16 protein-coding genes and 2 pseudogenes are annotated in these 14,875 nt (G+C 38.4%); 11 read left to right on the top strand and 7 right to left on the bottom strand.

Translation table 11 applies throughout. The annotated features are described in order from the left end of the window. The first annotated feature begins 580 nt into the window (after positions 1–580). From ACP6PM_RS32810 to ACP6PM_RS32795, 4 genes are all read left to right on the top strand, one after another. Positions 581–784: a Nif11-like leader peptide family natural product precursor gene (locus ACP6PM_RS32810; RefSeq protein WP_426591042.1), complete on the top strand. Its 204-nt coding sequence runs from the start codon at positions 581–583 to the stop codon at positions 782–784. Positions 785–1,044: 260 nt separating this feature from the next. Then, positions 1,045–1,221: a hypothetical protein gene (locus ACP6PM_RS32805; protein ID WP_426591041.1), complete on the top strand. Its 177-nt coding sequence runs from the start codon at positions 1,045–1,047 to the stop codon at positions 1,219–1,221. A gap of 225 nt (positions 1,222–1,446) precedes the next feature. After that, complete coding sequence (locus ACP6PM_RS32800) at positions 1,447–2,715, top strand: nif11-class peptide radical SAM maturase 3 (protein WP_426591040.1); 1,269 nt, start codon at positions 1,447–1,449, stop codon at positions 2,713–2,715. 26 nt (positions 2,716–2,741) lie between these two features. Beyond that, positions 2,742–2,933 (top strand): hypothetical protein, encoded by a 192-nt coding sequence (locus ACP6PM_RS32795; protein WP_426591039.1) that lies wholly within the window; start codon positions 2,742–2,744, stop codon positions 2,931–2,933. A gap of 74 nt (positions 2,934–3,007) precedes the next feature. Here ACP6PM_RS32795 and ACP6PM_RS32790 read toward each other — a convergent pair whose 3' ends face one another. Further along, the gene (locus ACP6PM_RS32790; protein WP_426591038.1) at positions 3,008–3,151 is read right to left on the bottom strand and encodes a hypothetical protein; all 144 of its coding nucleotides are present in this window, start codon (positions 3,149–3,151) and stop codon (positions 3,008–3,010) included. Positions 3,152–3,627: 476 nt separating this feature from the next. On the opposite strand from ACP6PM_RS32790, the pseudogene ACP6PM_RS32785 reads away from it, so the two are divergent. Together ACP6PM_RS32785 and ACP6PM_RS32780 are read left to right on the top strand one after the other, a co-directional pair. Continuing rightward, positions 3,628–4,191: pseudogene (locus tag ACP6PM_RS32785) on the top strand (IS1 family transposase); the annotation flags it as partial. Positions 4,192–4,288: 97 nt separating this feature from the next. Next, positions 4,289–6,022 carry a calcium-binding protein gene (locus tag ACP6PM_RS32780; RefSeq protein ID WP_426591037.1) on the top strand — a complete coding sequence of 578 codons (1,734 nt, stop codon included), beginning with the start codon at positions 4,289–4,291 and terminating at the stop codon, positions 6,020–6,022. Positions 6,023–6,519: 497 nt separating this feature from the next. Here the strand turns inward: ACP6PM_RS32780 and lysS are convergent, their stop codons facing one another. Together lysS and ACP6PM_RS32770 are read right to left on the bottom strand one after the other, a co-directional pair. Continuing rightward, positions 6,520–8,088: a lysine--tRNA ligase gene (lysS, locus tag ACP6PM_RS32775; protein ID WP_426591036.1), complete on the bottom strand. Its 1,569-nt coding sequence runs from the start codon at positions 8,086–8,088 to the stop codon at positions 6,520–6,522. 321 nt (positions 8,089–8,409) lie between these two features. Then, complete coding sequence (locus ACP6PM_RS32770) at positions 8,410–8,664, bottom strand: NACHT C-terminal helical domain 2-containing protein (RefSeq protein ID WP_426591043.1); 255 nt, start codon at positions 8,662–8,664, stop codon at positions 8,410–8,412. Between the two features lie 257 nt (positions 8,665–8,921). Here ACP6PM_RS32770 and ACP6PM_RS32765 point away from each other — a divergent pair, with 257 nt between their 5' ends. After that, positions 8,922–9,404, top strand: a complete 483-nt coding sequence (locus ACP6PM_RS32765) for a GxxExxY protein (RefSeq protein ID WP_426591035.1) — start codon at positions 8,922–8,924, stop codon at positions 9,402–9,404. A 214-nt stretch (positions 9,405–9,618) separates the two neighbouring features. On the opposite strand, the gene ACP6PM_RS32760 is transcribed toward ACP6PM_RS32765, so the two are convergent. Then, complete coding sequence (locus tag ACP6PM_RS32760; protein ID WP_426591034.1) at positions 9,619–10,383, bottom strand: PP2C family serine/threonine-protein phosphatase; 765 nt, start codon at positions 10,381–10,383, stop codon at positions 9,619–9,621. A 245-nt stretch (positions 10,384–10,628) separates the two neighbouring features. Then, positions 10,629–11,291 carry a vWA domain-containing protein gene (locus ACP6PM_RS32755; protein WP_426591033.1) on the bottom strand — a complete coding sequence of 221 codons (663 nt, stop codon included), beginning with the start codon at positions 11,289–11,291 and terminating at the stop codon, positions 10,629–10,631. 188 nt (positions 11,292–11,479) lie between these two features. Between ACP6PM_RS32755 and ACP6PM_RS32750 the strand changes: the two genes are divergently transcribed. From ACP6PM_RS32750 to ACP6PM_RS32735, 4 genes and pseudogenes are all read left to right on the top strand, one after another. Beyond that, positions 11,480–11,620 carry a hypothetical protein gene (locus ACP6PM_RS32750; protein WP_426591032.1) on the top strand — a complete coding sequence of 47 codons (141 nt, stop codon included), beginning with the start codon at positions 11,480–11,482 and terminating at the stop codon, positions 11,618–11,620. A gap of 15 nt (positions 11,621–11,635) precedes the next feature. Beyond that, positions 11,636–11,779, top strand: a pseudogene (locus ACP6PM_RS32745) (Uma2 family endonuclease); the annotation flags it as partial. A gap of 230 nt (positions 11,780–12,009) precedes the next feature. Then, entirely contained in the window at positions 12,010–12,603 is a 594-nt protein-coding gene (locus tag ACP6PM_RS32740; protein WP_426591031.1) for a TetR/AcrR family transcriptional regulator, read from the top strand. Between the two features lie 110 nt (positions 12,604–12,713). Continuing rightward, a complete protein-coding gene (locus ACP6PM_RS32735; RefSeq protein WP_426591030.1) occupies positions 12,714–13,418 on the top strand; it encodes a Coq4 family protein in 705 nt (234 codons plus the stop codon). 175 nt (positions 13,419–13,593) lie between these two features. On the opposite strand, the gene ACP6PM_RS32730 is transcribed toward ACP6PM_RS32735, so the two are convergent. Next, complete coding sequence (locus ACP6PM_RS32730; protein WP_426591029.1) at positions 13,594–13,806, bottom strand: hypothetical protein; 213 nt, start codon at positions 13,804–13,806, stop codon at positions 13,594–13,596. A gap of 130 nt (positions 13,807–13,936) precedes the next feature. Then, entirely contained in the window at positions 13,937–14,632 is a 696-nt protein-coding gene (locus tag ACP6PM_RS32725) for a hypothetical protein (RefSeq protein ID WP_426591028.1), read from the bottom strand. Positions 14,633–14,875 lie beyond the last annotated feature (243 nt).

Genomic DNA, 14,875 nt, shown 5'->3' with positions numbered 1-14,875 from the left:
GAAGTGTGGGAAGTGTGGGAAGTGTGGGAAGTGTGGGAAGTGTGGGAAGTGTGGGGGTGTGGGAAGTGTGGTCCGTGAAGTATAGATATAAACATATAGTAGACATCTCCGAAAATCAAAAATCAAATCAATTCTTATCCAGAAATTATCAATTACTTCTCCCTTCTCCCTTCTCCCTGTTCCCTCTTTTCCGGAGAGGTCTAGTATATAATCGGATTCTATATAACGTGGTAAAAATTGGGTTGCTGTTGTGGCTAATGTGCTGGACAATTAGATCAAAAAAAACTTTATACAGGACTCCCAAAATTTGGTCTATTTTTGGTAAATACATCTGCCAAATTGGCAACCACTCCCGAATTATTTTGCTTATATTAAGAATATCAAACAAAACAAAGTGCGACTCGTTGAAAGCTGGAAAAAGTTTTCAGCGATAAGATTGCACCTCTGATGTATAGCCAAAGGGAGAAGGTTGATTATCGATCTTCCGTTAAAGTCGGAAATTATTTGTGACATCTTTAAAGTGAATTGGTATTACTTACATATAACTAATAAATAATCTCAAGAAATTTAGGAGTTGATTATGTCATTAGAAAATGTTCAAGCTTTCTATCAAAGAATAGCTGATGATCAAGAGTTTTTAGCTCAACTGCAAGATACTCAAACTCAAGAAGAAGGAAAAAAAATCCTTGCAGAAGCTGGTTATGAGTTCAGCACTGAGGAGTTAGAAGAATATACATCCCAGATGTTAGAGATTGTTTGTAAAGGAAATATAAAAAGGAGATAGGGAACAGGGAACAGGGAACAGGGAACAGGGAACAGGGAATAGGGAATAGGGAATAGGGAATAAGGAGGAAGAAATCAAGACAAATATTTGTCGCTTAAAAATCTAGGAATATATGTACTGAATACTTCTCTACCTACCAAATTTCAATCTCTTGAAGTATTACCGCTTTTAGATTTTAGTCACTCGCATGTTCTCTTAATACTTATTTTACAAACAGTCTCTTAGAATCAACTGATGGTGAAAATAATGTGTTGGAAGAAATGAACGAAGAACAACTGGCAGCAGTTGTGGGTGGGTTATCAAGAATTTCTATACAGCCACAGCCAATGTATGGCATTATCTGGTGGCCTCCCAAACCTTGGCCTCCTGTACAGCCAATGTATGGCATTATTGTTGATGAACCTGATATAATTAATAATTGGGGAATCAAGAAGTAAATAACAGCTTGACAAAATCTATGATTATACTAAATAATCATAGGTTATCTAGTATAATAGTAGAAATTTTTTAGCCCCCCTTCCTAATATCAAATCTGCTTGAATACTTAATTATATAGTTGAGACAGATAGGGAGGTGGGGAGATGGAAGTATAGATAGAATTATAAACATATACTGTATAACTGTATTCTATATACAACAAGTTAATTTAACGATATTAAAAAATGACTTATCGCATCAGTTACGCTGTTTGGGAAATCACATTAAAGTGTAATCTAGCTTGCCAACATTGTGGTTCTCGTGCCGGACATACTAGAACAAAAGAGCTTTCTACTGAAGAAGCTTTAGATATGGTTAAACAGTTGGCAGAAGTGGGAATTACGGAAGTAACTCTAATTGGTGGAGAAGCTTTTTTGCGCCCAGACTGGTTAGAAATTGCTAAGGCTATTACAGATGCAGGAATGATGTGTGGTATGACAACTGGGGGATTTGGTATTACCCTCGACACCGCCCGTCGGATGAAGGAAGCCGGTATTAGGGTGGTTTCGGTTTCCGTAGATGGTTTAGAAGCGACTCACGATCGCCTCCGAGGTAAAAAGGGTTCCTGGCAATGGGCTTTTAAAACTATAGGTAATTTAAGGGAGGCAGGTATTGCTGTCGGTTGTAATACTCAAATTAATCGCCTTTCTGCTCCAGAGTTTCCCCAAATTTATGAGCGTATTCGCGATGCGGGTGTCTTCGCTTGGCAAATTCAGTTAACTGTACCGATGGGGAATGCAGCAGATAACAGTGAGATTTTGATGCAGCCATACGAATTATTAGATTTATATCCTATGATCGCCCGTGTTGCTAAACGAGCGTACAAAGAAGGAGTGCAGGTTCAACCAGGAAATAATATTGGTTATTATGGTCCTTACGAAAGATTATTGCGGGGACGGGGAAAAGATAATCCCTGGGCATTTTGGCAGGGATGTAATGCCGGGTTATCCACTTTAGGTATTGAAGCTGATGGTGCAATTAAAGGTTGTCCGTCATTGCCAACTTCTGCCTATACTGGCGGTAATATCCGAGATTATTCACTGCGGACAATTATTGAAGAGACAGAAGAATTACGATTTAATTTGGGAGCAGATACTCCCCAAGGAACAGATCATTTATGGGGTTTCTGCAAAGGTTGTGAATTTGCTCAACTTTGTCGTGGTGGTTGCAGTTGGACTGCTCATGTTTTCTTTGACAAACGAGGTAATAATCCTTATTGTCATCATCGGGCGTTAACTCAGGAAAAACAGGGAGTTCGGGAAAGGGTTGAACTTAAGTATAAAGCAAGTGGAAACCCTTTTGATAATGGGGAGTTTGCTCTCATTGAAGAACCTATCAATGCTCCTTGGCCAGAAAACGATCCCCTACATTTTACCAGCGATCGCATTCAATGGCCTGAAAGTTGGCAAGAGGAAAATGAGTCAACTCCTGAGTTAGTTGCTGTTAGTAAATAATCAGAAATTCATTAAATATAATTATCATGTCTGGTATTAATTCTTCAGAAAAGATTTCTTCCAATCAAAATCTCGATCCTAAAGATGTAAAAGATGTATCTGAAATAAATGCTTCAGAGCCGTTATTACCTCGTTCTGCTTGGAATAGCCAGGTGGCTTTTTTGAGAGCAATGTTTAGGGCAAAGAAAGCTTTAGATCAACTCAAGAATACTTATTAGGCGTAAATACAAGGTCGGTGTCACCAAGTGCAGCCTTGTAACGTTTTGTAAATTTAACCCGTTTTGGTAGTGTATCAGCAAAGTGTGGGATAAGTAATTAGGTCATTCCCACTCCAAGGAGCGATCGCGTTTTCAAAATTTTTGAGGCGATAGAACAAGGAAAGTTGCAAGGTTTTGCTTGTGATTTGGTCTTGGTAGAACTCATGGTCAAGATTCAATTGTTGTCCAGTGGGAGCATCTTGCTCCCGTTTGCGAAGCTCTAGTTACCTGATGTCAGCAAAAATCTCACATTTTTGATCAAAGTTTCACCCTATCATATTAGGGCCGGTAGCATCGTTTGTGTATAAAATTAAGGTGACAATAGTAGAAAACCTTCTGCCTTCTGCCTTTTGCCTTCCTTCCACCAAAGTCTAATTATTCAACCGGATCATAATATCACTCCCAGACTTCCTAAATGTACTATCAAATCTGACTTCATCAAAACTTCATAAATTATTTTTGTACAGTTATATACATCAAAGCTTTATCTAGTAATTGATTCCACTGATTTTAACTACTAAAAACACCATCGGCAAAATTAAAGATTCTGTAAATTTGAGCATAAAGGGGTTGCATTATTTTCGGGGGGTAGGGTAGATTAATGTTGTAAGCACAAAGTATTAACTCAGGAGATTTAATCATGTTGAAAAATCTTTCAGATGAGTTTTGGTCATTCGTCCAAAAAAACAAAAACACTGTCAGGCAAATGAAATGACACAAGGGGATTGTTGGATTGGCATGACTCAAGCATCCAGAACGTGGATTAATTTTGGCAACTAGAGTCGGCAAACATACTGACGAGTTCATTGCAGAATTAATAGCCAATACAGAAGGAAAAACTAGCTGTAAAAATTGGTATACAGATGATTGGGGTGGGTATGAACGAGTTGTACCTTCAGATGTAGAACATATCATCGGTAAAGACCAGACCCAGCAATTAGAACGAACTAATGGAATTGTCCGACAGCAGATAGGTCGGTGGCCGATACCGACAGAATAAGTTTGGTAAGGTCTGGCAGCAAACAGAAGTAACACTCAGGTTAGCGTTGGCGGAGCCAGTGCGGCAGCTATATCGCCTACTTTAATTGGATTTGGGTTCATAGTCGCAAGGACAATACTGCTGCCCAAAGATCGGGGTTGGCGTTGGCGGAGCAAGTGCGGCAGCTATATCGCTCCTTGGAACTGGAATGATCTAATTACTTATCCCACACTTTGCTGATGCACAACCCCCGTTTTTTAGCCCAAATAGATTTTTATTTGTTACTTATTATGTTATTATAAAAGATGAGTAGAGTTAGATTTCGATCAATTTAATTATGGCAACTATTATCGGTACAAATACTGGTGAAACCCTTCGCGGAACTGCTGTTGGTGATGACATTTCAGGCAGAGGTGGAAATGACAACATCAGAGGCCGAGCAGGTGATGATCTGATTAAAGGAAATGGCGGCAATGACACCTTAGCTGGGAACGGAGGAAGTGATACCCTGCGAGGTGGAAACGGCAATGATCAGCTTGATGGAGGAGGTGGACAAGATTTACTCCGAGGTGGCAATGGAAATGATGACCTGATTGGGAGTCGTGGAAACGATACTGTCAATGGTGGAGATGGCATTGACATCGCTAACTACGCAGATTTAGGGGAAGTCATTACTCTGCAAGCTGTTGGCGTGGTTGACAAAGGCAATGCTGGAACAGACCAAATTGAGAATATTGAGGTCATTGTTGGTGCTACAGGCGAAGATAACGTTATTGATGGTACTGTTTCCGGTGGCGCAACATCTGCGTTTGATATTGATTTATCGGCAGAAAGTCTAACTGTTACAGGAATTCCTGTTTTGGGAGATATTAACTTCACCGTCGAAAACTTTGTTAACGTCATTGGTACTTCCAACACTGATACAATCGTCGGAAACAGTAGCGACAACCTCTTTGGTGGTAGCGAAGGAAATGATACTCTCGATGGGGGAAGTGGTGATGATACCGTTGATTACAGCGATTTAGGTCAAGCGATTACCCTTGAACGCGCAGGTTTCATTAACAAAGGATCGGCAGGAACTGACCAAATTATCAATCTCGAAACTATTATTGGTGCAACTGGAGAAGAGAATGCCATTGACGGTTCGACGGGAACCAGTGGAGTCACCTCTTTTGATATTGACTTATCCCAGGAAACTTTAACCGTTGAGAATATTCCGGGACTGGGTAACCAAACCTTCGAGATCATCAACTTTGTGAATGCGACTGGAACCTCCAACGATGATGACATTGTTGGAAATGACAGTAATAACATCTTCGGAGGCAGCCAGGGAGATGATAGTTTTGATGGTCAAGGTGGTGACGATACCGTTGATTACAGCGATTTAGGTCAAGCTGTCACCCTTGAACGCGGAGGTGTCATCAACAAAGGTAGTGCAGGTACAGACAATATTCTAGACATCGAAACCATTATTGGGGCAGAAGGACGAGATAATGCCATTGATGGTTCGACTGGAATTAGCGCTCAAACTTCTTTTATGGCTAACTTGGCGGAGGAAAGCTTCACTGTTAAAAATGTTCCTGGACTAGGCGATCTTAACTTTAATGTTGTTAACTTTGTCGATATTACCGGAACCTCCCAACGTGATGACTTAGTCGGTGATGGCCAAGAAAATGAACTCCGGGGTGAAGATGGAAGAGATACTCTTGTTGGTGGTGCTGGAGATGACCGCATTCTCGGTGGTAGAGGTCGAGACCGTTTAACAGGGGTCGATCCAAACAGTGCTAACCCCGGCGCAGGTGAGATTGATATCATTGACGGAGGTCGTGGTCGAGATACTATTGTTCTAGGTGATGGAAGCAATGTCTTCTACTCCTCCGATGGTAATAGCGACTTTGCAGATATCCAAGAATTCCAAACGGGTCGAGATACTATTGAACTGACTGGTAGTTCGGGAGACTACTTCTTCAACTCCAATAACACCGCAATCTTCTTAAGTGCTAATAATGACTTAATTGCTGAGTTTACAAATGGAGCATTTGATCCAACGACTGACCTCAGCTTTGTATAATCTTCAGGACTTACGCATAACCGCCATAGTAGGGGCGAATCGCGATTCGCCCCTACAAATAGTGTATAACTCCACTTTTTGCGTAATATAAAATCCGGTTATACAGTAATTGCAAAATTACTTTCTCTGAATACAGATGTTCTATTGAATACGAATTATACAATTTCCAAGTACCAATGTTTTCTTTATCCTGACTCCTGACTCCTGACTCCTAGAGCGATACGATAACTAATTACCCGGATTATATAGAAACCAAGAGCGTATCTATACCAGGGATGAAATTTTTGAGTGACAGCAACGCCTGATGATTAGTAGACCACAATAGGGTTAGGGTATTCCATGGTTAGTCCCTACAATATATGGGTTGTGAGTGGGTGCTTCATGTATTGTGAAAAGCTCGCTCTGGAGTCGGGAGTGGTAGAGAAGCAATAGGGGAAAAAGATGGAAAAATACTCCCCATCCCCCCATCTCCCCATCCCCCCATCTTTGCGCTATACTTAATCCTTTAAAGTCGAACGCATAGTCGGAAACATAATCACATCCCGAATACTTTGAGTATTTGTCAGCAACATCACCACACGGTCAACCCCAATACCCATTCCACCACAGTTAGGCATCCCTAATGACAACGCCTGAATAAAGTCTTCATCCATTGGGTGCGCTTCATCATCTCCCGCTTCTCTTTGGGCAATCTGTTCCTCGAAACGTTGGCGCTGGTCTTGGGGATCGTTTAACTCGGAGAAACCATTGGAATATTCGGTGCCGTGAATAAACAACTCAAATCTTTCCACAAAACCTGGTTTACTATGATGTCTTTTTGCTAACGGACTAACTTCAACAGGAAAATCAATGACAAAGGTAGGTTGAATTAAAGTTGACTCTACTTTTTGGTCAAAAACTGCATATAAAAGATAACCTAAACTTTGGGTTTCTAACTTAGATAATTTGAGGTTTAATTTTTCTGCTGCTTTAATTGCTTCTGGCAATTCTAAGTTGTCAAAATCTAGTCCGGTTTCATCTTTAACTGCTTCTACCATTGTTTTAACTTGCCAATGTTTGCCAGTGAAATTAGGATATTTTTGACTATGGTCATATTTGCGCTCTAAACTAATAGTTTGCCCTTGATATTCTATCTCTTTTAGATCGCCCAAAACATTAGTGACGCTATAACAAATAACATCTTCTACTAAGCCCAAAATTTCAAAATAATCTGCATAAGCTTGATAAACTTCTAGGGAAGTAAATTCAGGATTATGGGTACTATCAATTCCTTCGTTTCTAAATACTCGCCCTAATTCAAATACCCGTTCAAAACCTCCACAAATTGCTCTTTTGAGAAATAATTCTGTAGCAATTCGCAAATATAAATCTACATCTAAAGCATTATGATGAGTAACAAAAGGTCGAGCAGCAGCACCACCATAAATTGCTTGTAAAGTTGGTGTTTCTATTTCATCAAAACCAGCATCCCAAAGATAACTACGAATACTTTGGAGAATTTTACTCCGCATTCTAAAACGCTGTAAAGATTCAGCATTTCCAGCTAAATCCATTTCTCGATGACGGCGACAAATTTCTGGGTCATTTACACCATAATAAGAGTCAGGAAAAGGAATAATAGCTTTGGAGAGAACATCAAGTTTATTTACCTGAATTGATAACTCACCTCGGTTAGTACGACAACCTATTCCTTTTGCACTAATAAAATCTCCCACATCTAATAATTTTTGAATTTGTTTAAAACTTAAACCAGGGTCGCCCGTAACTAATTTTTTCTCAATTTTCAGTTGAATTTTTCCTGTTTCATCTGTTAGGTTAATAAAACCAATACTACCACTATCACGTTTAGAAGTAATTCGACCGCAAACTTTTAATAATTTCTCATCGGGGTCAGTTTCTCCTGCTTCTAATTCTTTTGCGGGGGGAGAAAATAGATCGATAACTTGTTTAGTGGTGTGCGATCGTTGATAAGCTTTACTAGGATAGGGGTCTATTCCTTGGGCGCGTAATTCATCGACTTTTTGTGAACGAACTTCTACTTCATTCCTGGTTTCGCTTTTAGGCATTGGTGATTTTACTCTATAGATAGTTAATGGAGATAATATAATACCATATTTTTTTGTTTATGGAAGTGGTTCAATAATTAATAATTAATAATTAATAATTACCTCTTTTTATAAAGAACAGGATTGGCTAAAAGGAATTTTTTTCTTTTTTCTCAATGAATGGAGAGGCTTTATACCTTAATCATCCGGTAAATATTAAGTTATTCCTAAGTTTTTTTAATGATTATTTTGTATTTGTTTTTACTCAGCATAATCCTTATTATTTTTGTCTTTATTAGATTTAGAGCAACACTAAAAATAAATTTATTATGATTTGATATATCATTTTTGTTCTTTCCTTTTTTCGATTTCAACGATGGGTAAAAATAATTCGTCTTCGATTTTATCGCGCACTTCACGAGTGAAAAAACAATCACTCATTAAGCATTTTATTAGCAGTCCGTTAGCATCATAATATTTTTGCAGTAATTCTATTTGTTCTTCATTAAATTGCATTTCTTCTTGGGTAAATTGCCAGTCCTGACCAATATTTCTATATGCCATCATTATGTCTCTTAACTGATGCCAGACACTGATTATGGCACGGATGCACGGATGGATATTGCCTAATTCTGACGTTCCTACCCAAATTTTGCTGCTCTAGCAATGGGAGATGGGAGATGGTAGCTGCTAGAAACTAATTATGACACAGATACACAGATATAGAATAGAATAAGTTGGATAATCCGTACATCCGTGGCCAAATCCTTGTCTAGCCATGCTTGTCTAACGATATCGGTTAGAGATTATGCCAAAATAGTGTTAGATTTTTTTCCTTATCTGAAGGTCCAAATATGAGAGGTAGAATCAAAGCAGTACATGAGAATTTAACCTATAAGATTATTGGGGCAGCGATGACTGTTCATAATAAATTGGGACCTGGTTATCGGGAAGAAATTTATCAGCGATCGCTTGAGCAACAGCTAACAAATGAGAGAGTTGCTTTTCAACCTCAAGAACAATTACCTATTTATGAATCGGATAATTTGTTGGGTTTTTATATTCCTGATTTTATTGTTGAGGAAAAGGTGATTTTAGAAATCAAAGCTTTTGCAACTTTGCATCAGAAGTATTTGGGGCAGGTGATTACTTATCTCAATCACACAGGTTTGCCTATTGGTTTATTGATTAATTTTGGCGCTCGGAGTTTGCAGTTTCGGCGAATATTTCCCTCCCCTTCCCCTCTCAAATATCCTCGCAATCATCAATGGATTTTTGTGCCTGATTGGTTGAAGTCACAAAAGCAGCAACAGCAGTGGGATGATATTCCTTTTTAAACTTTTGTGCATTTAAAGGACTGTGGTAGAAAAAAATTTGGACATGGATTTACCGATTAGCAAATCTTTATCTGTGCATCCGTGGCATCATCAGTGTCTAGCTAACCAGTGCCATAATCAATGTCTAGCTTCTTCGTTGCAGATTAGCAAATCTTTATCCGTGCATCCGTAACCTAATCCATGTCTGGCCTCCCCGTTGCAAATTAGCGAATCTTCAACCATACCTTGCTAATAACAAAGTCAAATCATCATCAGTTCTCCCTGTCACCTTTGGCGATCGCAAAAATTCCTCTAACTGCTTAGTTGCCTCTGACTCATCAGTTACTACTGTCATAAACTTAAACAACGGCGAAAAAAACGGACTATGAGGCAACCCTATTGGCATTTTCAAAGCTAACATTTGCAACCCATCCGAAAAAATTGCCAAATGAACTGGTTTTCCTAACCAGATTTTTACCTGAGCAGTCTCCACGCTTTGCTCTGAAATTAAAAAAGTTGTCTCATTAATATGTTCTCCAGTCTGGGGTGCTGTTACTGGAAAAATATTCTCCTCTCTATCTCCTACCACCGCTGCACCATCACCAACTTGAGCAGCAATAGCTAATTCTGGTGTTGCCACCACCAAAATCAAAGTTGCAGCTAACTCCCGCGCCTCAACCTCCCTCACCTGAGACTCAGACAAAACAGCATTTTTCGCTGCCCTCAAAGCATCAACCAACAAAAACTGCCAACCAATATTATCTTTTGGCAACAGCTTTTGTTGGGAAATAGTTTTTACTGCAACATCGACAGCTATTTTAGCACCAACATCTCCCAAATTTGCCGAACCTGCACCATCAGCAACAGCAGCAACTAAAATTCCCTCTGGCAAAATCTGCCAATGATGTGCATCTTGACATGGTTGCCCTCGTTTCTCGTGACTTGTACCTGCCACCGATACCGATACCACTCGCCACTGACTTTGTGCTTCTATTGACATAAACTCATAATTTACTAAACTTTTACTGCTGCACTGCACTAAATTATCGGCATTGCTAAATCAAGGGATGAATATAGAAGCCATTTGGTATTTTTGCCTGGGATTAAATTTTTGAGGTACGGAGTTGTCCGTGGATATAAGAGATACAGGACAAAGATTAAAAAATGTTCCAATACACCCCATAACCCCATCTCCCCATCCCCCCATAACCCCATCTCCCCATAACCCCATCTCCCCATCTATAATTAAACTGCTCCCCAACCAGGAGGAGGTAATGCTACTTGTTCATCAACTTTAGAGTGGGAAACTTGCTGCATACTAGCAGATAACCAGATAAACATTTCCCTAAAATCAAGTCCTCTCAGTTTTAGGGGTGTTCTCTGAACTATTTCTCCCAACTTATCCATATTTGCTCCTTCCACACCCACCGCAAAAAAGGCAACGTGCTTGTTATCTTCTTCTTGCTGTATGCGATCGCCTGCTTCCTTCACTATTTTTTCTGATTCTCCTTGAGGTTCCCCATCAGTAATCAAAAATACCCATGGTCGGTAATAACTTATACCATTATTCCGGTATTCTGACTTTCTGGCGGCAATCATATCTAGAGCTTTGTGAATAGCAGTACCCATATAAGTTTGTCCTTGAGCAGTCAATACTGGGTTTTCAAATTGGTCTGCAGTAATAAATTCTTGGACAATTTTCACTTGATTATCAAAGGAAATAATAGCAACCTCTACTCGTTTTTTCGCTAAATCATCAGTAATTAAATTATCTCTAAAAGTTTCCAACCCATCATTTAAAGCTTGAATAGGTGTGCCTGTCATTGATGCGGAGGTGTCCAACAATAGCACACAGGGGCAACGAGGTTCGGGATTTTCTGCAAATTCTACTGCTTCGTCAAGTCTCATCTTAATTTTTTTAGCCTTATATTAGTTTTTTATCTTCATTTTTTTGTCTCTAATTCTGAGACTTTAGTGCCACAATATTAGAGTATAGCTGAAGTCAGAACTCAGAAGTTAGAAGTTAGAATCCACTTTCCATACTTCAAAATGTAGTATGCAATACTAATTCTTCAAAGCCTTGCCTGATAACAATTATGAAAATTAGCGGAATGTGGGTAACAATACACTACCACCAAATTGAGACAGTTAGATTAGTAGATGAACTATCTTTAAAATTACTTTTAACTTTTAACTTAATGATGGCTGCTATTTTCAAAATTACTTTTGACTTTTGACTTTTGAATTAAACAATAAATCCTCTTATTCCACAATCAGACCCACCTTTCTCTCCACGAATTTTGCCCACAATGTATAACTTACCAAGTGAAGACCCGGAGGAACCAGGTTTGCCTGACGAATATCATCTTTGCCAATCTCAACTATTACGTTCCACTTCGGATAATCACTTAATAATAAAGTATATGGTTTGTAGTAGGGCTTCAGCCCTATCTAGAGTTCGGGCTGAAGCCCTACTACGGACTTTAATTATAATAACTATTTAACCGAACATAATATAACTTCTAATTTATAACTTATGACTTTTAATTTATGACTTATGACTTAAACCTTGACAATTCCTATACCTAATTTGCTATATTTATAACAAGCGTTCGATATAAAAAAAATGCCTAAAGTTGTTGATGCTGACCAATACCGCAAAGAACTCTTGTACCAATCCCTTGACTTATTTGCCGAGAAAGGATTTGCAAATGTCACGATTCGTCAGATAGCCAAAACTTTAGGAATTTCCACAGGTGCTTTGTACCATTATTTTCCTAATAAGGAGTCTCTGTTTGAGCAATTGGTGGAAGAGTTGGGACATCAGGAGTTGCTGGTACTAAATAGTGCGATGGCTCCTCGAAAGACTTTACTCAAACGTATAGAAATATTGGGTCAACTCTTGCTAGAAAATAGGGATATTCTCGTGAAGCATACGGCAATTTGGGTAGATTTTTATCAACATAGTCAGGTAGAAACTCTTCTGAATAACCGAATATTTCAAAGGATTGAGCGACAGTCTAGGGAGGCAATCGCAGAACTTTTAGGAATTAGCGATTTTAGATTAGCGCGATTTATTTCGGTATCAATTGATGGTATTTTGGTTGACCAACTTGGGAAAAATGACTCAACCATATTTGCCGAACAGGTAGCGTTATTGATGGAAATGCTCATAACTTATTTTGAGAAATATCCTGAAAAATCTTCTCTAAATTCGTAACAAGCAACATAGGATAGGTTTTGCAAGCTGGAAAAAAGTTTTTTTTTGCTTTTTTTTATAACGAGCGCTCGAATTAAATTGATTTACTAAATATCTTGGAGATTTACCCGATGAAACTCACAAACTTATTATCTTTGAACCCTTTCCATAAAACAGCAACTCCACAGCCGAATTATTGGCAATTGTTGAAAGTTGCCAAGCCTTTTTTTGCCATGCTTGCTGGAGATGAAAGTCTCAAACCTGTTGAAGAAATGGCGAAAGCTTTAACTCAAATGCCTGCCTCTGAGTTAGTAGTAAAACATTTGCAAAATAACCCTGGTGCAATAGCAATGATTGGGGAACGATACATAGCAAAACCTCATAATTTAGATAAATTATTGCAATATCCCGAAGAATCTCTCGGACATATTTATGCCTCAACAATGAAAGCCAAAGGTTTTAGTGCAGAAGATTTGTATACTACTGTTAATATTAATTCCGATGTCAGTTATCTCAACGCACGCATTGGTCAAACCCATGATATATGGCATATAATCACAGGTTTTGATACTTCCGATCTAGGTGAAATTGGTTTACAAGCATTTTATCTGGCTCAATTTCCCGACCCACTAGCAACAATGCTAATTGCTAATAGTTTAATTGCAGTTACCCTACTCATACCAGAAGAGTTGCCTGAGTTACTTAAGGCGATCGCCAAAGGTTGGGAAATGGGCAGCAAAGCCAAACCATTATTTGCCCAAAAGTGGGAAGACAATTGGGAAAAGCCTTTAACTGAGTGGCAAACTGAGTTAAATATTCAACCTGTGGCATTATAATATAGCTTGAACCATTCAGCTATTAGCTATCAGCTCAAGTCAAAACTAAATGATGTAGCGATCGCCCTTCATCTCAGTTAAATATGAAGGCGATCGTTTATACCACCGCTAATTTACACTTCAGTCATTGTTACAATCTTTCTAAAATTTTGACTTTTTATTTTTGACTTTTGACTTATGAATTTATCACTAACTTTTCAGCTAATTCTTCTTCCTCCTCTTCACCCCAGTTTTCCAGCCAATCTCCATCAACATTTTCGACATATAAGTTGACATGATTAATGCCCCAAGCTAGTCGGTCTTCTTGTAACTGTTGGGCGGCTTGGAAAGCTTGCCAAACTTTTTCTAAACGTTCTTTATTTGACAGAGTTGTGCTAGTTGTTACCATATATGCTGCCTACTTTTAAAATGTATAGTTTTATTCACAAATCAAGATTTAAGGACTTAGGCAGAAACCCGGTTTCTTGGTTGAGGTGCATAAGTCCTAGATTTCATAGAAATTGAAATCGATCGAATTCCTATCTAAAACAAAATTTAATGTATTTAGCCTCCTTTAAATGTTTGCTATTATGCAGAACAAGATTTACTAATTTAATAACAGAACGATCCTGACCGGGATTATAACTAACAAAAATACCCCGTCTAATTTGCCATTGCTTTAATGTATCTTTCCATTCTTTATACTTATCGTGACAAAATTCACCGGACATAGTAGTGAGTTGAACACATAGAGGCTTACCTGTGCTACTACTCACAATTACATCTGTTGCCATAGACAAATCTGCAATATAACGATGTACAACACAACCATCACGACTTTTAATCTGACGAGCGACAGATTCTATTAGTTCAGCATCTTCTTGATTAAACTCTCCCGATCTTAATTTTTGTTTCCATATATAAAATTTATGATCATTTTCATTAAACCATTTTGGAAAAAGATTTTCATACCAGTATATAACTGGAGATGGAAGGTGCTGCAAAAATATTTGTCTTTCTTCATTTGTTAAAGATTGTAATTTTAACCAAAATTCTCCATCCTTAATTAATTCTAACAAAAATCCTACTAAGACACCTTTCTGCGTCAGTAAGCCTGGTCTAATATCCTTAATCCAGCGCCTGACTTCATCTAACCTCTGGGCTAACGCAGGTTCGGTTGACCAGGCAAGACGGCTAAGTTGTTTTAGCTTAGGCTCGATTTCTCTTGCTTGCAATCACCCTCCTAGCATAAGACCCATCTTATGAATCTTGAAAAACGTTTTATATCATAACTTATATTGTAGCGTTTGATTGTTAATATTACGGATTAAGGATTAATCAACGATCAAAATATTGTCTAAAGATATTTATAGTAATATCTTCTCATCTATTGACTAATTTTCCTTTAAGTGGTAGGGAATTATTAAGGCAACTACGATAGGATTACCCCTACAAATCTTAAGGCAGCTTAAAAAAAA

The sequence above is a fragment of the Dapis brunnea BLCC-M229 genome (genome assembly GCF_050015995.1).
Taxonomy (GTDB): Bacteria; Cyanobacteriota; Cyanobacteriia; order Cyanobacteriales; family Microcoleaceae; genus Trichodesmium.
Note: the sequence above shows the minus strand (reverse complement) of the source record. Positions and strands in the feature narration are given on the sequence as shown.

What these genes read in the sequence shown, in the direction of transcription:
- ACP6PM_RS32810 (WP_426591042.1), top strand. Translation starts at nt 581, where the DNA reads ATGTCATTAGAAAATGTTCAAGCTTTCTATCAAAGAATAGCTGATGAT.
- ACP6PM_RS32805 (WP_426591041.1), top strand. Translation starts at nt 1,045, where the DNA reads ATGAACGAAGAACAACTGGCAGCAGTTGTGGGTGGGTTATCAAGAATT.
- ACP6PM_RS32800 (WP_426591040.1), top strand. Translation starts at nt 1,447, where the DNA reads ATGACTTATCGCATCAGTTACGCTGTTTGGGAAATCACATTAAAGTGT.
- ACP6PM_RS32795 (WP_426591039.1), top strand. Translation starts at nt 2,742, where the DNA reads ATGTCTGGTATTAATTCTTCAGAAAAGATTTCTTCCAATCAAAATCTC.
- ACP6PM_RS32780 (WP_426591037.1), top strand. Translation starts at nt 4,289, where the DNA reads ATGGCAACTATTATCGGTACAAATACTGGTGAAACCCTTCGCGGAACT.
- lysS (WP_426591036.1), bottom strand. Translation starts at nt 8,088, where the DNA reads ATGCCTAAAAGCGAAACCAGGAATGAAGTAGAAGTTCGTTCACAAAAA.
- ACP6PM_RS32765 (WP_426591035.1), top strand. Translation starts at nt 8,922, where the DNA reads ATGAGAGGTAGAATCAAAGCAGTACATGAGAATTTAACCTATAAGATT.
- ACP6PM_RS32760 (WP_426591034.1), bottom strand. Translation starts at nt 10,383, where the DNA reads ATGTCAATAGAAGCACAAAGTCAGTGGCGAGTGGTATCGGTATCGGTG.
- ACP6PM_RS32755 (WP_426591033.1), bottom strand. Translation starts at nt 11,291, where the DNA reads ATGAGACTTGACGAAGCAGTAGAATTTGCAGAAAATCCCGAACCTCGT.
- ACP6PM_RS32750 (WP_426591032.1), top strand. Translation starts at nt 11,480, where the DNA reads ATGAAAATTAGCGGAATGTGGGTAACAATACACTACCACCAAATTGAG.
- ACP6PM_RS32740 (WP_426591031.1), top strand. Translation starts at nt 12,010, where the DNA reads ATGCCTAAAGTTGTTGATGCTGACCAATACCGCAAAGAACTCTTGTAC.
- ACP6PM_RS32735 (WP_426591030.1), top strand. Translation starts at nt 12,714, where the DNA reads ATGAAACTCACAAACTTATTATCTTTGAACCCTTTCCATAAAACAGCA.
- ACP6PM_RS32730 (WP_426591029.1), bottom strand. Translation starts at nt 13,806, where the DNA reads ATGGTAACAACTAGCACAACTCTGTCAAATAAAGAACGTTTAGAAAAA.